Genomic DNA, 21037 nt, shown 5'->3' on the forward strand with positions numbered 1-21037 from the left:
TGACCCCGACCGCTAACCCCAGAACCGACCACCCCGGCACAGACCCAGAACCGCTAACCCCGGAACCAGGCACCCCGGAACCAGGCACCCCGGCATAAACTCCGACCAACTAACCCCAAACCCCACCAACCCAAACCCGAGTGCGAACGACCCCCCTACGGTAATGCCAACTCCCTAGCCCCTTCCGCACTAGCCCAACCCTGCTTGACCGACCAGCGCTGATCGGTACCCACCTCGACAATAGTGAGGCGTCCGTCATCGGTATAAGCGCCTGTGTCGATAAAAATCTGCGACCCGATCTGCTTGATCGCCTTCATCGGCGTATGCCCACAATAAGTCGGCGATAACCCCCGCTGCCAGGCAGCCTTCCCCGTCCCCAGCGCAAGCGACCTCCCCCACAACAACTGCTGGCGCACATCGTCAGGAAAATACGCCACTTCCAGATCAGCGTCGCTGCCAAAAAATTCCGCATGCAGCACGTTGAACCGCGTCGGACCATCGCCGACAATTCGCACCAAAGGAACACTCGCCAACTTCGTCGCAATCCCCTTCAGTTGCTCATCCGTCAGGTTCGCCGCCCACGCGCCGCCGATCGAATACCACATGTGGCGCTGCATCTTGCCCGCAGCAACCGCGCACAACGCGTCTTCGTGATTGCCAAGCACAGGGTAAAACCAGGGCTTATCGAGCAAGTCGATGCCGCCAAGCGAATCGCTCCCGCGATCGACCAGGTCGCCCACGGAAAACAGGCGATCACGCGAACCATCGAAAGCAATTTCGCTAAGCAAATAACGCAGGGCATCGACGCAACCGTGCAAATCGCCAACCACAAGGTCACGGCCAACTTTGTTCGCCGGATGCCAGCAAACGACAGGGTAAGTAGAGGCAGTCATGGCAGTAATCTTAATCTTCCAAAACGCACAGTTATGCGCGCCAACTCGCTTTCCAACAACGCATCCCTCCACATTCTGGAACGACCGCCATCAATGCGCAACACGATCAGCTTGGCGCGGCAATAATTGCCGCGCCAAGCTGAATCACACCGTATTTATTGCGGTGTCGAACGGAGTTTGGCGACCTGATCGGCGGACGTCGTCGATTGCGGATTGCCAAATGTCTTCGTCACATAATTGCTGATGGCGGCAATCTGTTCATCGCTGAGTTCATCCGCGAATGCGGGCATGAAAGCGGTAGCGTCTTTCGTCTGACGACTCACGCCGTGCAATATGACCATTGTCAGATTGTTAACCGCCGATGCCCCTACCACGCCGTTATGAATCAGCGATGGATATGCCCCCGGCGCGCTGCCGCCCCGACCCTCGCCCGTCCAGCTATGACAGGTCGCACAGTTGGCGATAAACAATTGCGCGCCATTCACCCCGCTGATCGCCGTTCCGCGCATTGCCGTGACGTCCGCGCTGGTCGGCTTGCCAAAGGAATCACGCGGATGGATGTCGCCGCCGCTCTGCGCCGGCACCGAGCGCAAGTACACCACGATCGAACGCAGATCCTCAGACGTCATGTACTGCGTACTGTTCTGCACCACATCCGCCATCGGGCCAGCCGCATTCGCCCGGCCATGCGCCACACCGGTCGCAAGATATTGTGTCAGCTCGTCGTCGGTCCATCCGCCGATGCCCGCAGTCTTGTCAGGCGTGACGTTGAACGCATGCCAGCCGGACAACTCGGCGCCGCTGAAGCGCTCGCTCGTCTTCAGGCCCTGCATCACATTGCGAGGCGTATGGCATTCCTCGCAATGCGCGAGTCCGCCAACCAGATAAGCGCCCCGATTCCATTCCGCGCTCTGCTGCGGGTCGGGCACGAAACGCCCTTCCTTGAAATTGAACATGTTCCAGAACACCATCAGCCAGCGCTGGTTGAACGGAAACGACAGCGCATTGCGTGGAGGCGTGTAGTGGATCGGCACAAGGGTATTCAGATAGGCACGGATCGCGAGGACGTCCGAGCCCGTGACCTTCGTATATTCGGCGTAAGGGAACGCCGGGTACAAGCGCTCACCGCTTTTGCCAATCCCTTCATGCATCGCGCGCAGGAAGTCGGCGTCGCTCCAGCGGCCAATGCCGGTATCCGGATCGCTCGTGATATTCGGCGTATAGATAGTCCCGAACGGCGTGCTGATCGGCAAACCGCCCGCGAACGGACGGCCTTTGTCGGCGGTATGGCAGGCCACGCAATCGCCCGCGCGCGCCAGATATTCGCCGCGCTTGATCAGCGCCGCGCCGGCCAGCGTGTCGCGCTGCACGACCGTGGGCTCAGTCGCGGCAGTCTGCGCGTGCGCCGACTGAATCAGCGTGTGGAAACTCACGCCCGTGACGGCAAGCGCAAGAACGGCGAGCGCGCCGCCCAGGCGCTTGCCAAGCTTGCCAATGCTAAGGTTATTGAAGGTCTTCGCGTCGCGAGGTTTGGGGTTCTTCATCGTGGATCTCCGTCGGCGCGCAATCAAAGTTCTTTCTTCAGCTTGTCGGCGAGACGCAGCGACAACGCGGACAACGTCAGCGTGCAATTCACCGATGCCGCCGTCGGCATCACCGCGCTGCCGGCAATGAAGAGGTTCGCGTGATCATGCGTGCGGCATTCGGAATCGACGACGGAATCCTTCGGGTCCGCGCCCATGACGGTCGTCCCCATGATGTGGTTGTTCGGAGCGAATTTATCGTCGAAGGTGATCTCCGTGCCGCCGAACAACTCCGCAATCCGCGCATATTGGACGCGTGTGTCCGCCGCGCTTTTCTTCACGTAGTCGTTGATCGAGTAATAGATCTCGGGCTGCGGGATGCCGAGCGAATCCTTGCGATCCGACGAGGGCACCACCCGGTTCTGCGGCTCGGCCAGATGCTCGTGGAAGCTGTTGATGTTCATCGTGCGCGCGACGCGGTCGCGGATCTGGCGGTCCAGTTCCGCTCCGGTCACGCCTCGGGCGATCAGGTCCGCCGTGACCGACATGGTAGGGACGCCATTCGACAAATGCAGCTTCTTCGCCGAGTATTCCGAGCGGAAAGCGCCGTCACGGAAGTTCACGACCGAGCTCATTTCCATCGGCCCGCGTCCCGGCCACACGGGTTCGTTGGCAAGGAAGGTCACGCCGGTGCCCGGGTGGTCCATCAGGTTGCGGCCGACCTGATCCGAACTGTTGCCAATGCCGTTCTTGAATCTGTCGGATACCGACTGCAACATCAGCTTCGGCGTTTCGATTCCATTAGCCGCGAGCACGAAGAGCTTGCCGGTGACACGCGTGCTGTTGCCATTCGGGTCCTTGTAATGGACAGCGGTGATCAGGCCTTTGTCGTCGCTCTCGATCTTGTAGACGACCGCTTGCGCGATCAGCTTCGCGCCGGCTCGCTCGGCTTTCTCCGCATGCGTGATGCCGTTGTACATGGCGGCGATCGGGCAGATCGGCATGCAGTTGTTATTGCCGCAGCAGGTTGGACGGGCATCGTACGGGCGGCTGTTGCGCGCGACCGGTTCCGGCACGACGTGATAAGACTGCGCGTTGAGGACATCGGAGAAACGCTGGTCCATGTAGGACAGCGGCAGCATGTCCATTGGATACGGTTTGGAACGCGGCGAACCAAGATCAACGTTATTGCCCGGACCGGACACGCCAAGCTGCACTTCGGCGGCGAAGTACCAGGGCTCAAGGGTTTCGTATGGGATCGGCCAGTCACGACCTACGCCATAGAGCGTCCTCAGCTTGAAATCGGCTGGTAGCAAGCGCCACGCAGCGGCGGCCCAGTGCCAGGTCGTCCCGCCCACGAGCCGCAAGTATTGCGACGCGTACGGATACTCGCCCTTCTGGATCAGATAGTTATTCTCGGGCGAATACTCGGGATGCGGCGCGTAAGGTGTCGACGGATACGGCGTAGCGAAGTCGGCTTTGGCCGGCGAGTTACGAAAGTTCTCGACGATCTGCCAGCGCGGAATACGCGGCCCGGCTTCGAGCAGGATCACGGATGCGCCCGCGGTCGCGAGTTGATGCGCAACGAGTCCGCCCGCAACCCCCGATCCGACGACCACCACATCGGCCGAATTCGAATTTGCCATTTGTTGTTGTCCTGTGAGGGTAGATTTTTATTTGCTTCGGTCGCGCTGTCGAGCGTGCCAACAATCCTGCTGTCAATTATGTTGTCAGGCAGGTGTCGTCAGGCAGCGTGCCGGCTTGATGCGTTCTTGATACGTTCGATGCGTTGGGTTCACGCCGCGCCAGGCGGCTTCTGCGCCCAGTAGAACGGCACGTCGCGGCAATACGACGGAATGGTCAGCACGTCGTTGACCGGATCGAACATCAGCGCGCGCTCATAGGCGACCACGCTCACGCGCGGCGCATCGCCGACAAGACCGAGATACCACGCCCGCATGATCGCGGTGACCGTGCCGGCGAGCTTGGGTGTATCCGCCTTGAGCGCCTGCGTCACCGTATCCGACGGCACGCCGCCATGCGCCGCGAGCCACACGTTCAGGGCGCTCACGTTGCCCACAAACTCGCTGTCCGACTTCGACAGCGCGTCATACACGCGCTGCGCCAGCGCGGGATCGAACGTGGTGCGGCCGGTCAGTTTGCGCGAGAGCAACAGGAAACCGTCGATACCTGCAGGCGGGGTATCGGCGAAAGCCCGGGTGAAGAATGTTGGGAAACCGAAACCCGCAGAAGTGAACGCGAGCGCGGCTGCTGACGCACACGCGCCGAGAACAAAACGCCGGCGTGTGGCCGACTGTGCGCGCGCCATGGGGTGGTCGAGTTGTGTCATGGTGTGAAGTCCCAATTCGCCTTGTTCAGAGAGGCGATGATCGATTGCACCTGTCGATATCCCCCGATCAGTTTTTTTAAGGCGCGCCTTGCGGCGGCGGAAGCATGCACGATGAAGCGGATAACAACCAGCCGTTGGCCGCTGGCAATTGAAAGGCGCACGGGCAATAATCGCGGCACTTTAGGACCGTGAAGCACCGCATCTTGCTGTGTCTTGCCCGATACCGTTGCGTGCCAGCTTAACGCCATAACCCGCCATAACCAGACCGCTATAAAAAATGAATCTCGTTCCCCAAGTACTTCGCTATCGCCCGCGGGCAGTCATTGCACTCGTGATTGGTGTGATCGTGGCGCTTTTGGTTCCACATGACTTCAAGCCGATCGTGCGCGGCCTCATTGGATGGGACAGTGCCGTATGGCTGTATCTCGTGCTTATCTGGATTCAGATGGCGCTTGCGCGTCAAGACAAAGTGCAGAAGCTCGCCGAACGCGAGGATGAGAATGCAGGCATGGTGCTGCTCATCATCAGCCTGGCCGCTATAGCAAGCCTCATCGCCATTGTGTTCGAGTTGGCCATGGCCAAGAACCTGGGCTTGCGCGGCGCGGTGCTCCACTATCTGCTAACTGCATTCACAATGCTGGGCGCGTGGTTCCTCATCCCGACCATCTTCACACTCCACTACGCACGTCACTACTATCAGTCAGAGGGCGACGAGACATCGCTGAGATTCCCGGATGCCCATCTCAAGCCGGACTATTGGGACTTCCTCTATTTCTCATTCACGATCGCGGTGGCGTCGCAGACTTCGGATGTCGTGCTCTGCTCCAATGAAGTCCGGCGAGCGGCGCTCGCGCAATCCGTCTTATCGTTCTTCTTCAACGCCGCGGTGATCGGATTATGTGTCAACACGGCGGCCAGCTTACTTGGGCCTTGAGCTGATTTGATCTGATCTGAGAAGCAAATATTGCCGTCACGACTGAGCGCCTTCGGGCGTAATTTCCGGCTCGGATAAATTAATCTGGAGGGCTGACAATTCTTGCATCTCGATGGATAAGCGCACCGCCAGCCCCGTCTTTCGTATAACGATTCCCGAACTCTCCGTGTAAAAACGCCGCCCGCAGCGCGTGCTTTTTTACACGGCTTCCCAGGTCCGCCTGACGTCGACCTCAGGGCTTATCAGAGCCCGTCTCTTTTCCCCGGTTTCAGCAGATTCTTAAGAACATGGCACACGCCTTGCTCTAGCTATCCCGCACCCTCTCTTCCCTCCGATAAAAGCACCGGACGCATGCGCCGCAGATTCTTCTGGCCCCAAGCGCATCCCATCGCTTTTCATCCATCAAACGCCAGGAGTCAGCTTTGTCCTTGAACGTCTTGCTTGTCGCTTCCGAGGCTGTGCCGCTAGCCAAAACCGGCGGACTGGGTGACATGGTCAGCGCGTACGCCGTTGCGTTGCGTGAAGCCGGAGTTGATGCCGCGATACTCATGCCGGCCTATCCGAAAGCGCTGCAGATGGTCGAGGGATTACAGAAGGTGGCTTCGGTGACGGGGCTCCCCGGCGGGGACGGCGCGCTGTATCGTGGTCGCATGCCAGAAACCGGCGTGCCCGTGATCCTGCTGCGCATGGATCATTTGTACGCACGCGAAGGCCTCTATCAAGACGCGAAAGGACGCGACTACGAAGACAACGCGATTCGTTTCGCGTCGTTATCGGCGGCGGCGGTGAAGATTGCCGAAGGCGTTCGAGGGTTCAAGAAGCCGGATATCGTGCACGCGCATGACTGGCATTCTGGACTCACACCGCTCTTGATGAAGCAAGCCGGCGTGCACGCAAAAAGCGTTTTCACGATCCACAATCTGGCGTTCCAGGGCAACTATTCGCTCTCGCTTGGTGCAGCGCTCGGCGTGCCTGCCAAATGGCTCGTGCCCGCGTTGACCGAACCTGCGAGCATCGAATTTTATGGTGCATTGAGTCTGATGAAAGCCGGCATTGTCCATGCCGACCACGTTGCTACCGTCAGCGAAACGTATGCTCGCGAAATCCTCACGCCGCGCTTTGGCCACCTGATGGAAGGCGTGCTGCAAAGTTGCGCCGGCAAGCTGTCGGGGATCATCAACGGTATCGATGTAGATACCTGGGACCCGAGGACCGATCCGCAAATCGCCCGCCATTATTGTTTCGACGATATGCGCGGCAAGCACGCCTGCAAGCGCGAGTTGCAGCAGATGTTCGGCCTTCCCACCGACCCCTTCGCGCCGGTGATCGCGCTCGGCAGCCGGATGACATCGCAAAAAATGGCCGATGTCGCCGTGCAAGCCATTCCCGCGCTGCTGGAACACTATCCGCGTTTGCAGATTGCCGTGCTCGGCAAAGGCGAAGCATATATAGAAGCCGCGTTCCAGCGGCTGGCGCAGACCTGGCCGGATCGGGTGGGTGTCTATATAGGTTACGACGAGCGCCGCGCGCACGTGCTGCATGCCGGTGCTGACATCCTGCTGCATGGCAGCCGCTTCGAGCCTTGCGGCCTCACGCAAATCTACGCCATGCGTTATGGCACGTTGCCCGTGGCATCGCGCGTGGGCGGGCTGGCGGATACGATCGTGGATGCTGCCGACGCAGCCGACTCTGCGGGGCATCAGACGGGTTTCCAGGCATCTCCCGTTGGCGGCTTCGAGGGCGCAACGTCCGCGCGCCCGGCGACCGGCTTCCTCTTCGATGGCGACCGTGTCCAGGACGTGATCGTCGCCGCCACGCGCGCCATCGACGCCTTCATGCGGCCGCAACAATGGCGCGCGCTTCAACGCAACGCGATGGCGCGCGATTACGGCTGGGACCAGGCGGTAGCGAAGTATGTCCAGTTATACGCGAGTCTCACCGATATGCGTCCCGCCAAAGCACCGTTGCGCACGCGCCGTGTGCCGGGCAGGGTTCGGGCAGTACCGGTCATGGCGGTGGCCGAGGCCGAGCGTCGTGAAGCGCAACAGGCACAATTGGCGCAATTCGTCGCACGCAGCGCCTGACGTTCCACACACCCCTTTTCGATGGTACGGTTACAGGGTTGGCCGTTCGCAGCGCACTGGATTGCAGTGCGCTGCGAACGCATGTCGTCTGACCTGAACCCGCATGCTGGTCGCGAACCATTGGCTACGCTCAGGCTCCGACATACCCCAGGAAACGCGAAAGAGGCGCGGCACGCTACGTGCTGTGTCCCTCAAGCGACCCTGGCGCCGCACCGAACGGCGTATCGCCTGATGACCTGACGTTGATAGTCGATACGCACCGCACTCGTCACCCCGGAATTGGTGCTTTGAAGACTGTCTGAGGCTCGTCTGCCGTAGCCGTTCTTGCGGTTTGGTTTATTGCCTGGTTGAGCGCGATCGCGTTTTCCCGCATCCACGCCATAGCAGGACGAACTGGAAAAGACGACCGATGGAACACCATCACATGCTTCAAGCATACGCACCAAGAATCTATTTCATCGATCCGCTTCTCGTCGGACCATTGCGCGAGTGGTCCGCACAATTCGAACATGCCGCCGCGCTGGGCTTCGATCACGTCCTGATCGGCGCGCCGTTCCAGCCAGGCAGCAACGGCCATCGACAGGCCGTGGCCGATCATCACAAACTCCATTCTGTATTCGAATCCGATGCACCCGCGAGCGAAGGCCTGCGTCTGCTTGCAAGTCAGGCGGGCAAGCACGGCCTGACCTTGCTGGTCGATATCACCCTCGACCAGGTGAGCGCTGAAGGCGGCTTGTTCCGAGACAACCGGCACTGGTTCCATCCGTTCGAAGCGGCTGAAGCCCGGCTCGATCCGCGTCACGCGCCGCACGAAGAAAGCGCGGCGCATGCGAATTTCGCTGATGGCGAAGCGGCCCAGGCGCTCACCGAATGGTGGGCGCGCGAGCTGATGCTGCTGGCCGATGCCGGCATTGGCGGCTTTCGCTTCGAGGCGCCGCACAAGGTGCCGGCGCACGTGTGGCGCAGGCTCGGTGCGGCCGTTCGCGAACGTCATCCGCAAACGAAATGGCTGGCATGGACCGTCGGCATCAGCCGTCAGGACCTCGCCACTCTCGCCGATGCCGGTTTCGACTCGGTGTTTTCATCGTCGCGATGGTGGGATTTCCAGAGCAACTGGCTCTTCGATGAACACGCCGCGCTGTTTCGCATCGCGCCGCCCATTGCGTTTCCGGAAGAGCCCTACGGCTCGCGCCTGCTCCACGATCTGCCTGATACCGGCGACTCGTCGCTGGTAGAACGTGCCTACCGGCGCGCGTTGTACACGGCGGCGGGCATAGGCACCGGCCTGCTCGTGCCCATGGGCTTCGAATACGGCGTCACGCAGCCGCTCACCTACAACCACGGCAGCGCCGAAGAATTCCGGCGCGCCAGAGAAGGCGCGCGCTTTAACGTATCGGCGGAAGTGGCGCACGCCAACGCGTTGCAACGGAACTCCGCGGCGCTGGCGAGCACGGGCGAACTGCGCGCGCTGACCGGCGCGGGCACGCCTTACGCTGCCATTCTGCGCGGCAGCGGCCCGGACCTGCGGGTCGCGGCCGAGGCGGCGCTGATCGTGCTGAACCCGGACCTCACCACGCCGGTTTATGTCGATACCCGTCATTTGCTGGACGGCGCACCGGGCAACTTCACGCGGTTTCGGGCAATTGACGAGGACACGACGGAAACGCCGCTGCCGCTCGAGCCTTTCTTGCTGCAACCTGGCGAAGTGCGACTGCTGCGCGGCGCGGCCGAGCCGCCCATCCTGCTGGCGCAACCCCAGGTCAAGCGCGGCGCCAAGGCAGCTGACAAGAAGTCGGTGAACGAGGCGTTGGTGGCGCCGCGGGTGGCGATCGAAAGCGTGACGCCGTCGGTCGATCACGGGCGCTTTCCGGCGAAGCGGATCGTAGGCGAAGCGGTTGAAATCACGGCGGCGATTTTCGCGGAAGGCCACGACAAGATCGCGGCCGCCGTGCAATGGCGCGCCGCCGATGAAACCGACTGGCACGAAGCGCCAATGGTGCCGGTCCTGCCGCTCGGCAACGATCTGTGGACGACGCACATTCCGCTGGACCGCTTAGGCCGTCATGAATTCACCGTGATCGCGTGGCGCGACGACTTCGCTTCGCTGATCGATCACATGCAGAAGAAGCTGAAGGCCGAACAGACGGTTGAACTCGAACTCGAGGAAGCGCGCCATTTGTTCGCGTTGATCCTGGCCGAAGTGAAAACCGCGGAAGGCGTGCAGACGGAACCGCTGGAACGGATCGTCAAGCAGTTCGCCAAGGCCGATGCAGACACCCGGCTCACGTTGGCGCTCGCGCCGGAAACGGCGCTGGCGATCGAGGCGGCGCGGCACCGGCCATTCCTGTCGCGCGATCCGGTGACGTATCGGATAGACGCCGAACGCGCCGCCGCGCGCTTTGCAAGCTGGTACGAAATCTTCCCGCGCTCCATGAGCGACGACGAAAATCGTCACGGCACGTTTGTCGATGTAATCGGCAAGATGCCGCGCATCCGCGAGATGGGCTTCGACGTGCTGTACTTCCCGCCGATCAACCCCATTGGCGTGGCGAACCGCAAGGGCAAGAACAATACACTGACGGCCCTACCCGGCGATGTGGGCAGCCCGTACGCTATCGGCGGCAAGGAAGGCGGCCACGACGCCGTGCATCCGGAACTCGGCAACCTGGACGACTTCAAGCAGATGCTGGAAGCCGCGCGCGCCCACGGTCTGGAGATTGCACTCGATTTCGCCGTGCAGTGTGCGCCGGATCATCCGTGGCTGAAGGAGCATCCCACGTGGTTCGCGTGGCGCCCCGACGGCACGCTGCGTTATGCGGAAAATCCGCCGAAGAAGTATCAGGACATCGTGAATCCGGACTTCTACGCGCAGGACGCGAAGCCGGAACTCTGGCTCGCGTTGCGCGACGTGTTCCTGTTCTGGATCGCGGCAGGCGTGAAGATTTTCCGCGTCGACAATCCGCACACGAAACCCATGCCGTTCTGGGAATGGGTGATCGGCGACGTGCGCTCGCGTCACCCGGACGCCATGTTCCTCGCCGAAGCGTTCACACGTCCACGCGTGATGAACCGGCTCGCCAAGCTCGGTTTCTCGCAGTCGTACACGTACTTTACGTGGCGCGAGTCGAAGCAAGATTTCCTGGAATACATGCATGACCTGACGCAGACGGGCGCGAAGGATTATTTCCGCCCGAACTTCTTCGTCAATACGCCCGATATCAACCCGCGTTTCCTGCAACGCTCAGGCCGCGCCGGTTTTGTGATCCGCGCCGCGCTCGCTGCGACGCTGTCGGGGCTATGGGGCGTGTATAGCGGGTTCGAACTCTGCGAAGCCGCCGCGCTGCCGAACAGCGAAGAATATCTCGATTCGGAGAAGTATCAGATCCGGGCCTGGGACTGGAACCGGCCGGGGAATATCGTCGGGGAAATCACGGCGCTGAACCGGATCAGAAAGGCGAATCCGGCGCTGCATTCACATCTCGGCGTCAACTTCCTTCCCGCTCACAACGACAACATCCTGTTCTTCGAGAAAGCGAATGCGGCGCGCGACAACATCGTGCTGGTCGCAATCAATCTCGATCCGTTCAACGAACAGGGCGCGGACGTGGAATTGCCGTGGCAGACGTTGAATAATTGGGGCGTGCAGGAATGGGACGCACTGGCCGTGGAGGACCAGATGACGGGCGAACGTTTCGAATGGCGCGGCAAAAAGCAGCATATCCGCCTCGACCCGAACACGCGGCCGTTCGCGATCTGGAGAATCGCGCCGACGTGGGGTTTGCCGCGGGCGCCGACTCCCCTCTGAGCGTCACCTGACAGTCATCATCACGACGGCACTCGCCGACGTGGCACAGAACAACTCATACAGCCGGGACAAACCACCGTCGCGGCTCAAGGAGCGACACGTGAAGCGTAACAAGAATTCGACTCTCAGCAACGATCCGCTCTGGTACAAAGACGCGATCATCTATCAGATCCACATCAAGTCCTTCTTCGATGCGAACAACGACGGCATTGGCGATTTCCCCGGCCTGCTGGCGAAGCTCGACTACATCTCCGAACTCGGCGTCGATACGATCTGGCTGCTGCCGTTCTATCCGTCGCCACGACGTGACGATGGTTACGACATCGCCGATTACCGCAACGTGCATCCCGATTACGGCACGCTCGCCGACGTGAAGCGTTTCATCCAGGAAGCGCACGCGCGTGGCATTCGCGTGATCACCGAACTCGTTATCAATCACACGTCCGACCAGCACCCGTGGTTCCAGCGCGCGCGCCTCGCGAAGCCGGGCTCGAATCATCGCAACTACTATGTCTGGTCAGACACCGACAAGAAGTACGAAGACACGCGGATTATTTTCATCGACTCGGAGCCGTCCAACTGGACCCATGATCCCGTCGCCGGCCAGTATTACTGGCACCGCTTTTTCAACCACCAGCCGGACCTGAATTTCGATAACCCCGCCGTGCTCAAGGAAGTGCTGCAGGTGATGCGCTTCTGGCTCGACATGGGGATCGACGGCTTGCGGCTGGATGCCGTGCCGTATCTCGTCGAACGCGAAGGCACGAACAACGAAAACCTGCCGGAAACACACGCGATTTTGAAGAAGATCCGCGCGACTATCGACGCGGAATATCCGAACCGGATGTTACTGGCCGAAGCGAACCAATGGCCGGAAGACGTGAAGGAATATTTCGGCGACGAAGATGAATGCCACATGGCTTTCCATTTCCCGCTGATGCCGCGCATCTATATGTCGATTGCGAGCGAGGACCGCTTCCCGATCACGGACATCATGCGGCAAACGCCGGATCTCGCGCCGACCAACCAGTGGGCCATTTTCCTGCGCAATCACGACGAACTCACGCTGGAAATGGTGACCGATTCCGAGCGCGATTATTTGTGGAACACGTATGCGAGCGATCGGCGCGCGCGTCTGAATCTCGGCATTCGCCGCCGTCTCGCGCCGTTGATGGAACGCGACCGGCGCCGGATTGAACTGATCAATTCGCTGCTGCTGTCCATGCCGGGCACGCCCGTGATCTATTACGGCGACGAACTCGGCATGGGCGACAACATTCACTTGGGCGATCGCGATGGCGTGCGTACGCCGATGCAGTGGTCATCGGATAGAAACGGCGGGTTTTCGCGCGCCGATCCTGAGCAACTTGTGCTTCCGCCCGTGATGGGTTCGCTCTACGGGTATGACGCCGTCAATGTGGAATCGCAAAGCCGAGACCCGCACTCACTGCTCAACTGGACCCGCAAGATGCTCACGGTGCGTCGCGGGAAACAGGCGTTTGGCCGAGGCTCGATCCGTTTCCTGCGTCCGAACAACCGCAAGATCCTTGCGTATCTGCGTGAGGTCGAGGGTGAACCACCGATCCTGTGCGTGGCGAATCTGTCGCGGGCGCCGCAGGCCGTGGAACTCGATTTGTCCGAGTACGCCGGGTCGGTGCCGCTGGAAATGACCGCGGATTCCGCGTTCCCGCCGATCGGGCAGCTCACGTATTTGCTGACCTTCCCGCCCTACGGTTTCCTGTGGTTCCAGCTATGTCCGGGCAATCAGCGTCCGGCATGGAGCCAGGCGCCGTCCGAGCAATTGCCCGAATTCGTGACAATGGTGATCCGCGCCGGCCAGACCGGCCCGACACCGGAAAACGTGCGCTTGCTGGAGTCGGAAGTGCTGCCGTCTTATTTGAGCAAGCGGCGCTGGTTTGCATCGAAGGACAAGAAGCTGATAGGCGTGCGTCTGGCGGCATTGACGACCATTCCGGAAGCGGGTTTTGCGTTCACGGAGATCGAAGCCGATGTCGGCGATCACGTCGAACGCTACGTGCTGCCGCTCACCATTGCATGGGGCACCGAAACGACTTCGCCCCTCTATATGCAGCTCGCGCTCGCCCGTGTGCGCCAGGTTCGTAATATCGGCCATATCACGGACGCCTTCGCCGTCCCGAACTTCACCTACGGCGTGCTGAAAAAGCTCTTGCAGCGGGCGGTCATTCCCACGGTGCAGAAGAGCGAGATCCGCTTTATTCCCACCGAACGGCTCGACGCGCTTGCCGCCAATTTCAAGCCTGGAGAACCACCGCCGGAAATTCGCTGGCTGGCGGCGGAGCAGAGCAACAGCTCGCTCGTGATCGGCGATCAGATCGTACTGAAACTCGTGCGCCGGCTTGTCGGCGGGATTCATCCGGAAGCCGAAATGAGCCGGCACCTGACGAAGCTCGGTTACCAGAATACGGGACCGCTGTTCGGCGAAGTGGTGCGGGTGGACCCGGAAGGCGTGCCGCATACGCTGTGCATCTTGCAAGGGTTTATCGACAACCAGGGCGATGCGTGGAACTACGTGCTCGATTACCTGCGCCGCACCGTGGATGAACTCGCGCTGGCCGTGGATACCGGCGACCACTCGATGGACCGCGAGAAGGAAATGCTCGGGATCGAGGGGTATCGGAAGGTCACGGGGATCATCGGACGGCGGCTGGGCGAACTGCATGTTGCGCTCGCTCAACCTTCGGATGACCCCGCTTTTGCGCCGGAGAAGGCATCGAAGAAGGACGTGCGTGGCTGGAACGACGGCACGCACACGCTGCTTGTCACTGCGCTCGATATCCTCGCATCGAAGCTTCTGGAGTTCAGCGAGCACGACCGCGAGATGGCGCAGAGCCTGCTCGATCGCCGTGATTTGCTGCTCGCGGCCGTGCAAAAGCTCGTGCCTGAAAACGCCGATGCGCTGCGCATCCGCATTCACGGTGACTTCCATCTGGGTCAGGTGCTGATGGCGCAAGGCGACGCGTTCCTGATCGACTTCGAGGGCGAACCTGCGCGGCCGCTGGAAGAGCGCCGCAAGAAATCGAGTCCGTTGCGGGATGTGGCCGGTTTATTGCGTTCCTTGTCGTATGCCAGTGCCGCTGCGCAACCGACGACCGGCAACGCGCCACAAGCGACCGCCGATCGCAGGCGTGCGCTGTTCGAGCGCCTGCGCGGTCATGGCGAGGAAGGTTTCCTGCTCGAATATCACGCGGCGGTAGAGACTTCACCGCAGCCGATTGCCGGCGACGCAGCCACCTTCGCCGCTCTGCTCGATCTTTTCCTGATCGAGAAGGCAGCCTACGAAATCCGCTACGAAGCGGCGAACCGTCCGACGTGGATCGGCTTGCCGTTGCGTGGCCTCGCGTCGCTCGCGAGCCGCCTGCTTGGCGATACGGGCGCGCCGGCTGCCCCTGGCACGCGACCTGTGGACGCCGCACTCAAGGACACATCTGATGGAACCGAACATGAATAAGCGCACAGACGAAAAACTGCTGACCGAAGGTCTGCATCCGCTCGATATCGACGCGCTCGTCGAAGCTCGCCATCCCGATCCGTTTTCGAAGCTTGGGCTTCATCAGACCGACGCCGGCCCCGTGGTCCGCGTGCTGTTGCCCGGTGCAAGCGGTGTGCAGGTGCTCGATCGCGACAGCAGCAAGCCGCTTGGCACGCTGACGCAGGTTCATCCGGCGGGGTTGTTTATTGGGTTTATCGACGAGATGCAGGCGTATCGGCTCAATATCGATTGGCACGGCACGCCACAGGAAGTCGCCGATACCTATTCGTTCGGCCCCGTATTAAACGATGAAGCGTTGAACCGCATTTCCGGCGGGGACCCGTACGCGGTGATGGAATGTCTGGGCTCGCGGCCGGTCGTGCATGGCGGCGTGGCCGGTGTGCGCTTTGCGGTATGGGCGCCGAATGCGCGGCGCGTCTCGGTGGTGGGCGACTTCAACTCGTGGGACGGCCGCCGGCATCCCATGCGCCTGCGCCACAGTGCCGGCGTCTGGGAACTGTTCGTGCCGGGACTCGGTGCGGGCACGCGCTACAAGTACGAGATTGTCACGCGCGAAGGCCACACGTTGCCGCTGAAGGCCGATCCGTGCGCGATGCAGAGCGAGTTGCCGCCGGCGACGGCTTCGGTGGTGGCGGATGCCGAGGCTATCGATGGATACGCGTGGACCGACAGTGAGTGGATGAACTCACGCGGACCGAGGCAGACCGTGAACGCGCCGATTTCCGTGTACGAGGTGCACGCGGAATCGTGGCTGCGGGTGCCGGAGGAAGGCAATCGCGGGTTGAACTGGCATGAGCTTGCCGAGCGCCTGATTCCGTACGCGAAGAGCATGGGGTTCACGCATCTGGAGTTCATGCCGATTGCGGAGCATCCGTTTGGCGGGTCGTGGGGATATCAGCCGTTGGGGCAGTTTGCGCCGTCGGCGCGGTTTGGGACGCCGGAGCAATTCGCTGAGTTCGTGAACCGCGCGCATGAGGCCGAGCTGGGGATCATTCTCGACTGGGTTCCCGCGCATTTCCCGAACGACGCGCATGGGTTGATCGAGTTCGATGGCACGCCGCTTTACGAGCATGCGGACCCGCGAGAGGGCTACCACCAGGACTGGAACACGATGATTTATAACCTCGGCCGTAACGAGGTTAGCGCGTTCCTCGTGGCGTCGGGGTTGGCCTGGTTGAAGCGTTACCACGTCGATGGATTGCGCGTGGACGCGGTGGCTTCCATGTTGTATCGGGACTATTCGCGCAAGGCGGGCGAGTGGGTGCCGAACATGTATGGCGGCCGCGAGAATCTGGAGTCGATAGCATTTCTCAAGCGCCTTAACCACGAAGTCCGCCAGATTCCTGGTGCGATTACGATTGCTGAGGAGTCGACAGCGTGGCCGGGTGTGACGGCATCGCTTGAGCACGGTGGGCTTGGTTTCGATTTCAAGTGGAACATGGGCTGGATGCATGACACGTTGCACTACATGGAAGAGGATCCGGTCAATCGGAAGTACCACCACAACATGTTTACGTTTGGGATGGTGTATGCGTATTCCGAGCGATTTGTGTTGCCGCTTTCACATGATGAGGTGGTTCATGGAAAGGGTTCGTTGATTGGGAAGATGCCGGGCGATCATTGGCAGAAGTTTGCGAATCTGCGTGCGTATCTGGGATTCATGTGGACGCATCCGGGCAAGAAGTTGTTGTTCATGGGCGGTGAGTTTGGTCAGTTTGGCGAGTTCAATCACGATGCATCGCCGCACTGGCATTTGCTTGACGATGCGTTTCATGGTGGCTTGCAGAAGCTCGTTCGCGATTTGAACCGGGTGTATGGCGAGGAGCCGGCGCTGTACAAGCTTGATAGCGATCCACACGGGTTTGACTGGTTGATCGGCGATGACGCGGCCAATAGTGTGTTTGCGTTCCGGCGCACGGATGGTGAGGGTCGTGAGTGCGTGGTGATTTCGAATATGACGCCGGTGCCGCGGCTGGGATATCGGGTGGGGTTGCCGAGGGGTGGGAAGTGGAGTGAGATTGTGAATTCGGATGCGTCGGTGTATGGCGGATCGAATATGGGGAATGGGGGCGTGATTCACGCCGAGAATGTTTCGAGTCATGGGCGGGAGTGGTCGGCTGCTCTGACTTTACCGCCGTTGGCGACCATCGTTTTGAGGGCCGATTAACAGGGGGGTTTCGTTCGCACTTGGTCGAGGATTTTTCGTTCGCACTCGGGTTGGGGTTTGGTGGGGCGGTTTATGGTTGTGGGGCGAGTTAGAGGGTGGGGGTGAGGTTGGACGGGTGTGCTTTAAGGGGTTAGCAGTCGGGGTTGATGCCGGGGTGCCAGGTTCCAGGGTTAGCGGTCTGAGTCAGTGCCGGGGTGCCAGGTTCCAGGGTTAGCGGTCTGAGTCAGTGCCGGGGTGCCAGGTTCCAGGGTTAGCGGTCTGAGTCAATGCCGGGTTGGTGCTTTCAGTGTTAGTGGTCTGCGAGAGTTGGATTTTCTCTTTATCACTATTAGCCACTGTGCGTGGCGGCACGTCATTTCTTTGTCCAAAGCGACAAAGAAACGAAGCAAAGAAAACGCTTTAACCGCTCTACCCTAAGTGTCCACAGCGTGCAGTTTTCATTCATGGGTGCCCCAAAAGCACGGTGCTCGCCAGAACCACCGATGCTTGAACCCCTCCTTCTCGCGAATCCTGACACGAACACGCTTCGCCCCCAACGCTCTCGGGCAAGCACGATTTGCCCACGAATCAGCGCGGCCGGCCTCACGCGTATTTGCTGCTCCGTTTCTTAGTAGATTTGCCACTTGGTTTGCGCACTTATTTTCTTGAGCTACGCCTAGGATGCCTTTGCGGCCTCGTTTTTTGATCGGTTAGCCGATGGTCTTCGGTAAGTGATCTGCGAGTCTATTCTTAGTGGACCGCACGACCATCTGCCTAGTTTTTGCGTCACTTTTTTAGTGTGTTTGCTTGATATGCGCGGTGGTTTTAGTCGCTTACGGACCTACGTATTTTGGCGACTTTATTTCTTGGCGGGTTGGCTACGTGGTTCGAGGCACTTACACATTTGGTGGTGGTCGTCCGCGGATAGCGCGGGGTGCCCCTTGGGCAGGTTCAATCACTGGTGGCGAAGCGTGTGGGTATCCGTGTTCGGAGAAGGAGGGTTTCACACATCCTTCGCTCTGGCGAGCACCGTGCTTTTGGGGCACCTATGAATGAAAACTGCACGCTGTGGACACTTAGGGTAGCGCGGTTTGAAAGCGTTTTCTTTGCTTCGTTTCTTTGTCGCTTTGGACAAAGAAATGACGTGCCGCCACGCACAGTGGCTAACAGTGATAAAGAGAAAATCCGACTCATGCAGACCGCTAACGCTGAAAGCAGCAACCCGGCACTGACTCCGACCGCTAACGCTGAAAGCACCAACCCGGCACTGACCCCGACCGCTAACGCGGGAACCTGGCACCCTGACATCAACTCCGACCGCTAACCCTGGAACCTAGCGCCCCAACACCACCCCGACCACCCCCGAACCACCAACCAACCAAACCACCAAAAACCCGAGTGCGAACGGAAACCCCATGGCTAATTCATTTCCCGACAAGTTACTCCCGGGCGCGGCTTACCCGCTCGGAGCCAACTGGGACGGTTTAGGCGTCAACTTTGCAGTGTTCTCAGCGAACGCACAAAAAATCGAAGTCTGTCTCTTCGATACCACCGGCCGCAAGGAGCTCGCCCGCTTCGAACTGCCGGAATGCACCGATGAAATCTGGCACGGCTACCTCCCCGGCGCACACCCCGGCACGGTCTACGGTTTCCGTGCCCACGGCCCTTATCAGCCGCACCACGGCCATCGCTTCAATCCCCACAAACTGCTCCTCGACCCCTACGCGAAAAAACTCGTCGGCCAATGGCGCTGGTCCGACGCACTGTTCGGCTATCGCGTGCACTCGAACCGGCTCGACCTGTCGATGGATCGACGCGATTCAGCCCCCGCCACCCCCAAATGCGTCGTCACCGACGACGCCTTCGACTGGTCCCGCGACACGCGTCCGAACGTCCCCTGGGGCGAAACCGTCATCTACGAAACACACGTGCGCGGAACCTCCATGCTGCGCCAGGACATCCGCCAGCACGAACGCGGCTCGTTCGCGGCGCTGTCGTCGCCGTGGTTCATCGAACACTTGCAAAAGCTCGGCATAACCGCCGTCGAATTCCTCCCCGTACACGCGTTCCTCAACGATCGCTTCCTCGTCGAACGCGGTCTCAAGAATTACTGGGGCTACAACACGGCAGGGTTCTTCGCGCCCGAACCGTCATACCTGTCGACCAACCGGCTGAACGAGATGCGCATCGCCGTGCGCCGGCTCCACGCGGCGGGCATCGAAGTGATTCTCGACGTGGTCTACAACCACACATGCGAAGGCAACGAACTCGGGCCGACCGTGTCATGGCGCGGCCTCGACAACGCCAGCTACTACCGCCTGATCCCCGGCGACGAACGGCTCTATATCAACGAAACCGGTTGCGGCAATACGGTGAACCTGTCGCATCCACGCGTGCTGCAAATGGTCATGGACTCGTTGCGCTACTGGGCAACGGCCTTCAATATCGATGGCTTCCGGTTCGATCTCGGCGTGACGCTAGGCCGCGAAGGCCATGGTTTCGACCCGGGCTCCGGTTTCTTCGACGCCATCCGCCAGGACCCGATCCTCAACACGCGCAAGATGATTTCCGAACCCTGGGATATCGGCCCGGACGGTTATCAGGTCGGCAACCACCCGCCAGGATTCGCCGAATGGAACGATAAATTCCGCGACGGCATACGCCGCTTCTGGCGCGGCGACGCCGGGGTGCGGCCCGATCTCGCCGCGCGTCTGACCGGCTCCGCCGAGCTGTTTCATCGGCGTATGCGCAAGCCCTGGGCATCGGTGAATTTTGTCGCCTCGCACGACGGTTTCACGGTCGCGGACGTGACGTCCTACGAGCAGAAACACAACGAAGCGAACCAGGAAGGCAACAACGACGGCCACAACGAAAACTGCAGCTCGAACTGGGGCGAGGAAGGCCCGACCGATGACCCCGCTATCCTCGAAACCCGCGGCCGCGTGGCACGCGCGCTGATCGCGACGAACCTGCTGTCGCTCGGCACGCCCATGCTGCTCGCCGGCGACGAATTCGGCCGCACGCAACGCGGCAACAACAACGCGTATTGCCAGGACAACGAGATCTCGTGGATCGACTGGCGCCAAGCGGATTCGCCCGCCGGCCGCACGATGACGGACTTCGTCGCCCGCGTCATCGCGCTGCGCAAAAACTACCCGCTGTTGCGGGAAATGCGCTTTCTCCACGGCGATCGTGAAGTGCTGCCGGGCCTCTACGACGTCAGCTGGTTCGACGAACGCGGCTCGGCGCTGACTATCGACGCGTGGCAGGACCCCGAAGGACGCGCGCTGACGCTGCGTCGCGCGGGGCCCGGCCTGAACGGGGAAGTCGATGTCATCCTGATCATGATGAACGGATCGTCGGAGGCGCTGAGCTTCTCCGCTCCAGCGCCGCACTTGGAATGGAACGTGCTCATGGATAGCGCTGTGCCCGACGCGCCGCAGTGCCCGCTGATCGGCGGGGAACTGGAGGTACAGGCTCACAGCGTGGCCGTGCTGCTCGCGCAGCCGACCGGGGACGCCGACTGGCAGGCCGTCTGGATGGCCGGCGCCCACGAGGGGCCGCGGCTCTTGACGGCGTTGCCGCCGGACCCGGGCACAATCGGACCGCGACGGACAGCGGAACCCTGGAAGACGCCAGTGCCCGAGCACGGGCCACCCGCAAAGGAGGAAAATTGAACGGCTCGAAGACGGTTCGCAGATGTCATGCAAAAGTCATGCAAAACGCCGGGCAGGCTCCAAGCCAAGTAACTGACCAAGCGCACTGAAGGC

11 protein-coding genes are annotated in these 21037 nt (G+C 60.8%); 6 read left to right on the forward strand and 5 right to left on the reverse strand.

Going from position 1 to position 21037, the window contains the following annotated elements:
• Window positions 1-155: 155 nt before the first annotated feature.
• The 5 genes from HB376_RS26045 to HB376_RS26065 form a co-directional block, all read right to left on the reverse strand.
• Window positions 156-893: a metallophosphoesterase gene (locus tag HB376_RS26045; RefSeq protein WP_213766619.1), complete on the reverse strand. Its 738-nt coding sequence runs from the start codon at window positions 891-893 to the stop codon at window positions 156-158.
• Between the two features lie 155 nt (window positions 894-1048).
• Window positions 1049-2437 carry a cytochrome c gene (locus HB376_RS26050; protein WP_213766620.1) on the reverse strand — a complete coding sequence of 463 codons (1389 nt, stop codon included), beginning with the start codon at window positions 2435-2437 and terminating at the stop codon, window positions 1049-1051.
• A gap of 23 nt (window positions 2438-2460) precedes the next feature.
• A complete protein-coding gene (locus HB376_RS26055; protein WP_213766621.1) occupies window positions 2461-4062 on the reverse strand; it encodes a GMC family oxidoreductase in 1602 nt (533 codons plus the stop codon).
• A 149-nt stretch (window positions 4063-4211) separates the two neighbouring features.
• Window positions 4212-4766: a sugar dehydrogenase complex small subunit gene (locus HB376_RS26060; protein ID WP_213766622.1), complete on the reverse strand. Its 555-nt coding sequence runs from the start codon at window positions 4764-4766 to the stop codon at window positions 4212-4214.
• Complete coding sequence (locus HB376_RS26065) at window positions 4763-5014, reverse strand: hypothetical protein (protein WP_213766623.1); 252 nt, start codon at window positions 5012-5014, stop codon at window positions 4763-4765. Before HB376_RS26065 ends, HB376_RS26060 begins: the two co-directional genes overlap by 4 nt.
• A gap of 29 nt (window positions 5015-5043) precedes the next feature.
• Here HB376_RS26065 and HB376_RS26070 point away from each other — a divergent pair, with 29 nt between their 5' ends.
• From HB376_RS26070 to glgX, 6 genes are all read left to right on the forward strand, one after another.
• Window positions 5044-5700: a DUF1345 domain-containing protein gene (locus HB376_RS26070; protein ID WP_213766624.1), complete on the forward strand. Its 657-nt coding sequence runs from the start codon at window positions 5044-5046 to the stop codon at window positions 5698-5700.
• A gap of 422 nt (window positions 5701-6122) precedes the next feature.
• On the forward strand, window positions 6123-7784 hold the full coding sequence (glgA, locus tag HB376_RS26075; RefSeq protein WP_213766625.1) for a glycogen synthase GlgA: 1662 nt from the start codon (window positions 6123-6125) through the stop codon (window positions 7782-7784).
• Window positions 7785-8193: 409 nt separating this feature from the next.
• Window positions 8194-11589, forward strand: a complete 3396-nt coding sequence (locus HB376_RS26080; protein WP_213766626.1) for a maltotransferase domain-containing protein — start codon at window positions 8194-8196, stop codon at window positions 11587-11589.
• A 100-nt stretch (window positions 11590-11689) separates the two neighbouring features.
• Window positions 11690-15079: a maltose alpha-D-glucosyltransferase gene (gene treS, locus HB376_RS26085; protein WP_346730583.1), complete on the forward strand. Its 3390-nt coding sequence runs from the start codon at window positions 11690-11692 to the stop codon at window positions 15077-15079.
• Complete coding sequence (gene glgB, locus HB376_RS26090) at window positions 15072-17288, forward strand: 1,4-alpha-glucan branching protein GlgB (RefSeq protein ID WP_213766627.1); 2217 nt, start codon at window positions 15072-15074, stop codon at window positions 17286-17288. Before treS ends, glgB begins: the two co-directional genes overlap by 8 nt.
• A gap of 1394 nt (window positions 17289-18682) precedes the next feature.
• Window positions 18683-20944 (forward strand): glycogen debranching protein GlgX, encoded by a 2262-nt coding sequence (gene glgX / locus HB376_RS26095; RefSeq protein ID WP_213766628.1) that lies wholly within the window; start codon window positions 18683-18685, stop codon window positions 20942-20944.
• Window positions 20945-21037 lie beyond the last annotated feature (93 nt).

It is taken from the genome of Caballeronia sp. dw_19 (assembly GCF_018449515.1).
Taxonomy (GTDB): domain Bacteria; phylum Pseudomonadota; class Gammaproteobacteria; order Burkholderiales; family Burkholderiaceae; genus Caballeronia.

Bases quoted from the DNA above. Each gene is read 5' to 3' on its own strand.
- HB376_RS26045 (WP_213766619.1), bottom strand. From the start codon at position 893: ATGACTGCCTCTACTTACCCTGTCGTTTGCTGGCATCCGGCGAACAAA.
- HB376_RS26050 (WP_213766620.1), bottom strand. From the start codon at position 2,437: ATGAAGAACCCCAAACCTCGCGACGCGAAGACCTTCAATAACCTTAGC.
- HB376_RS26055 (WP_213766621.1), bottom strand. From the start codon at position 4,062: ATGGCAAATTCGAATTCGGCCGATGTGGTGGTCGTCGGATCGGGGGTT.
- HB376_RS26060 (WP_213766622.1), bottom strand. From the start codon at position 4,766: ATGACACAACTCGACCACCCCATGGCGCGCGCACAGTCGGCCACACGC.
- HB376_RS26065 (WP_213766623.1), bottom strand. From the start codon at position 5,014: ATGGCGTTAAGCTGGCACGCAACGGTATCGGGCAAGACACAGCAAGAT.
- HB376_RS26070 (WP_213766624.1), top strand. From the start codon at position 5,044: ATGAATCTCGTTCCCCAAGTACTTCGCTATCGCCCGCGGGCAGTCATT.
- HB376_RS26080 (WP_213766626.1), top strand. From the start codon at position 8,194: ATGGAACACCATCACATGCTTCAAGCATACGCACCAAGAATCTATTTC.
- glgB (WP_213766627.1), top strand. From the start codon at position 15,072: ATGAATAAGCGCACAGACGAAAAACTGCTGACCGAAGGTCTGCATCCG.
- glgX (WP_213766628.1), top strand. From the start codon at position 18,683: ATGGCTAATTCATTTCCCGACAAGTTACTCCCGGGCGCGGCTTACCCG.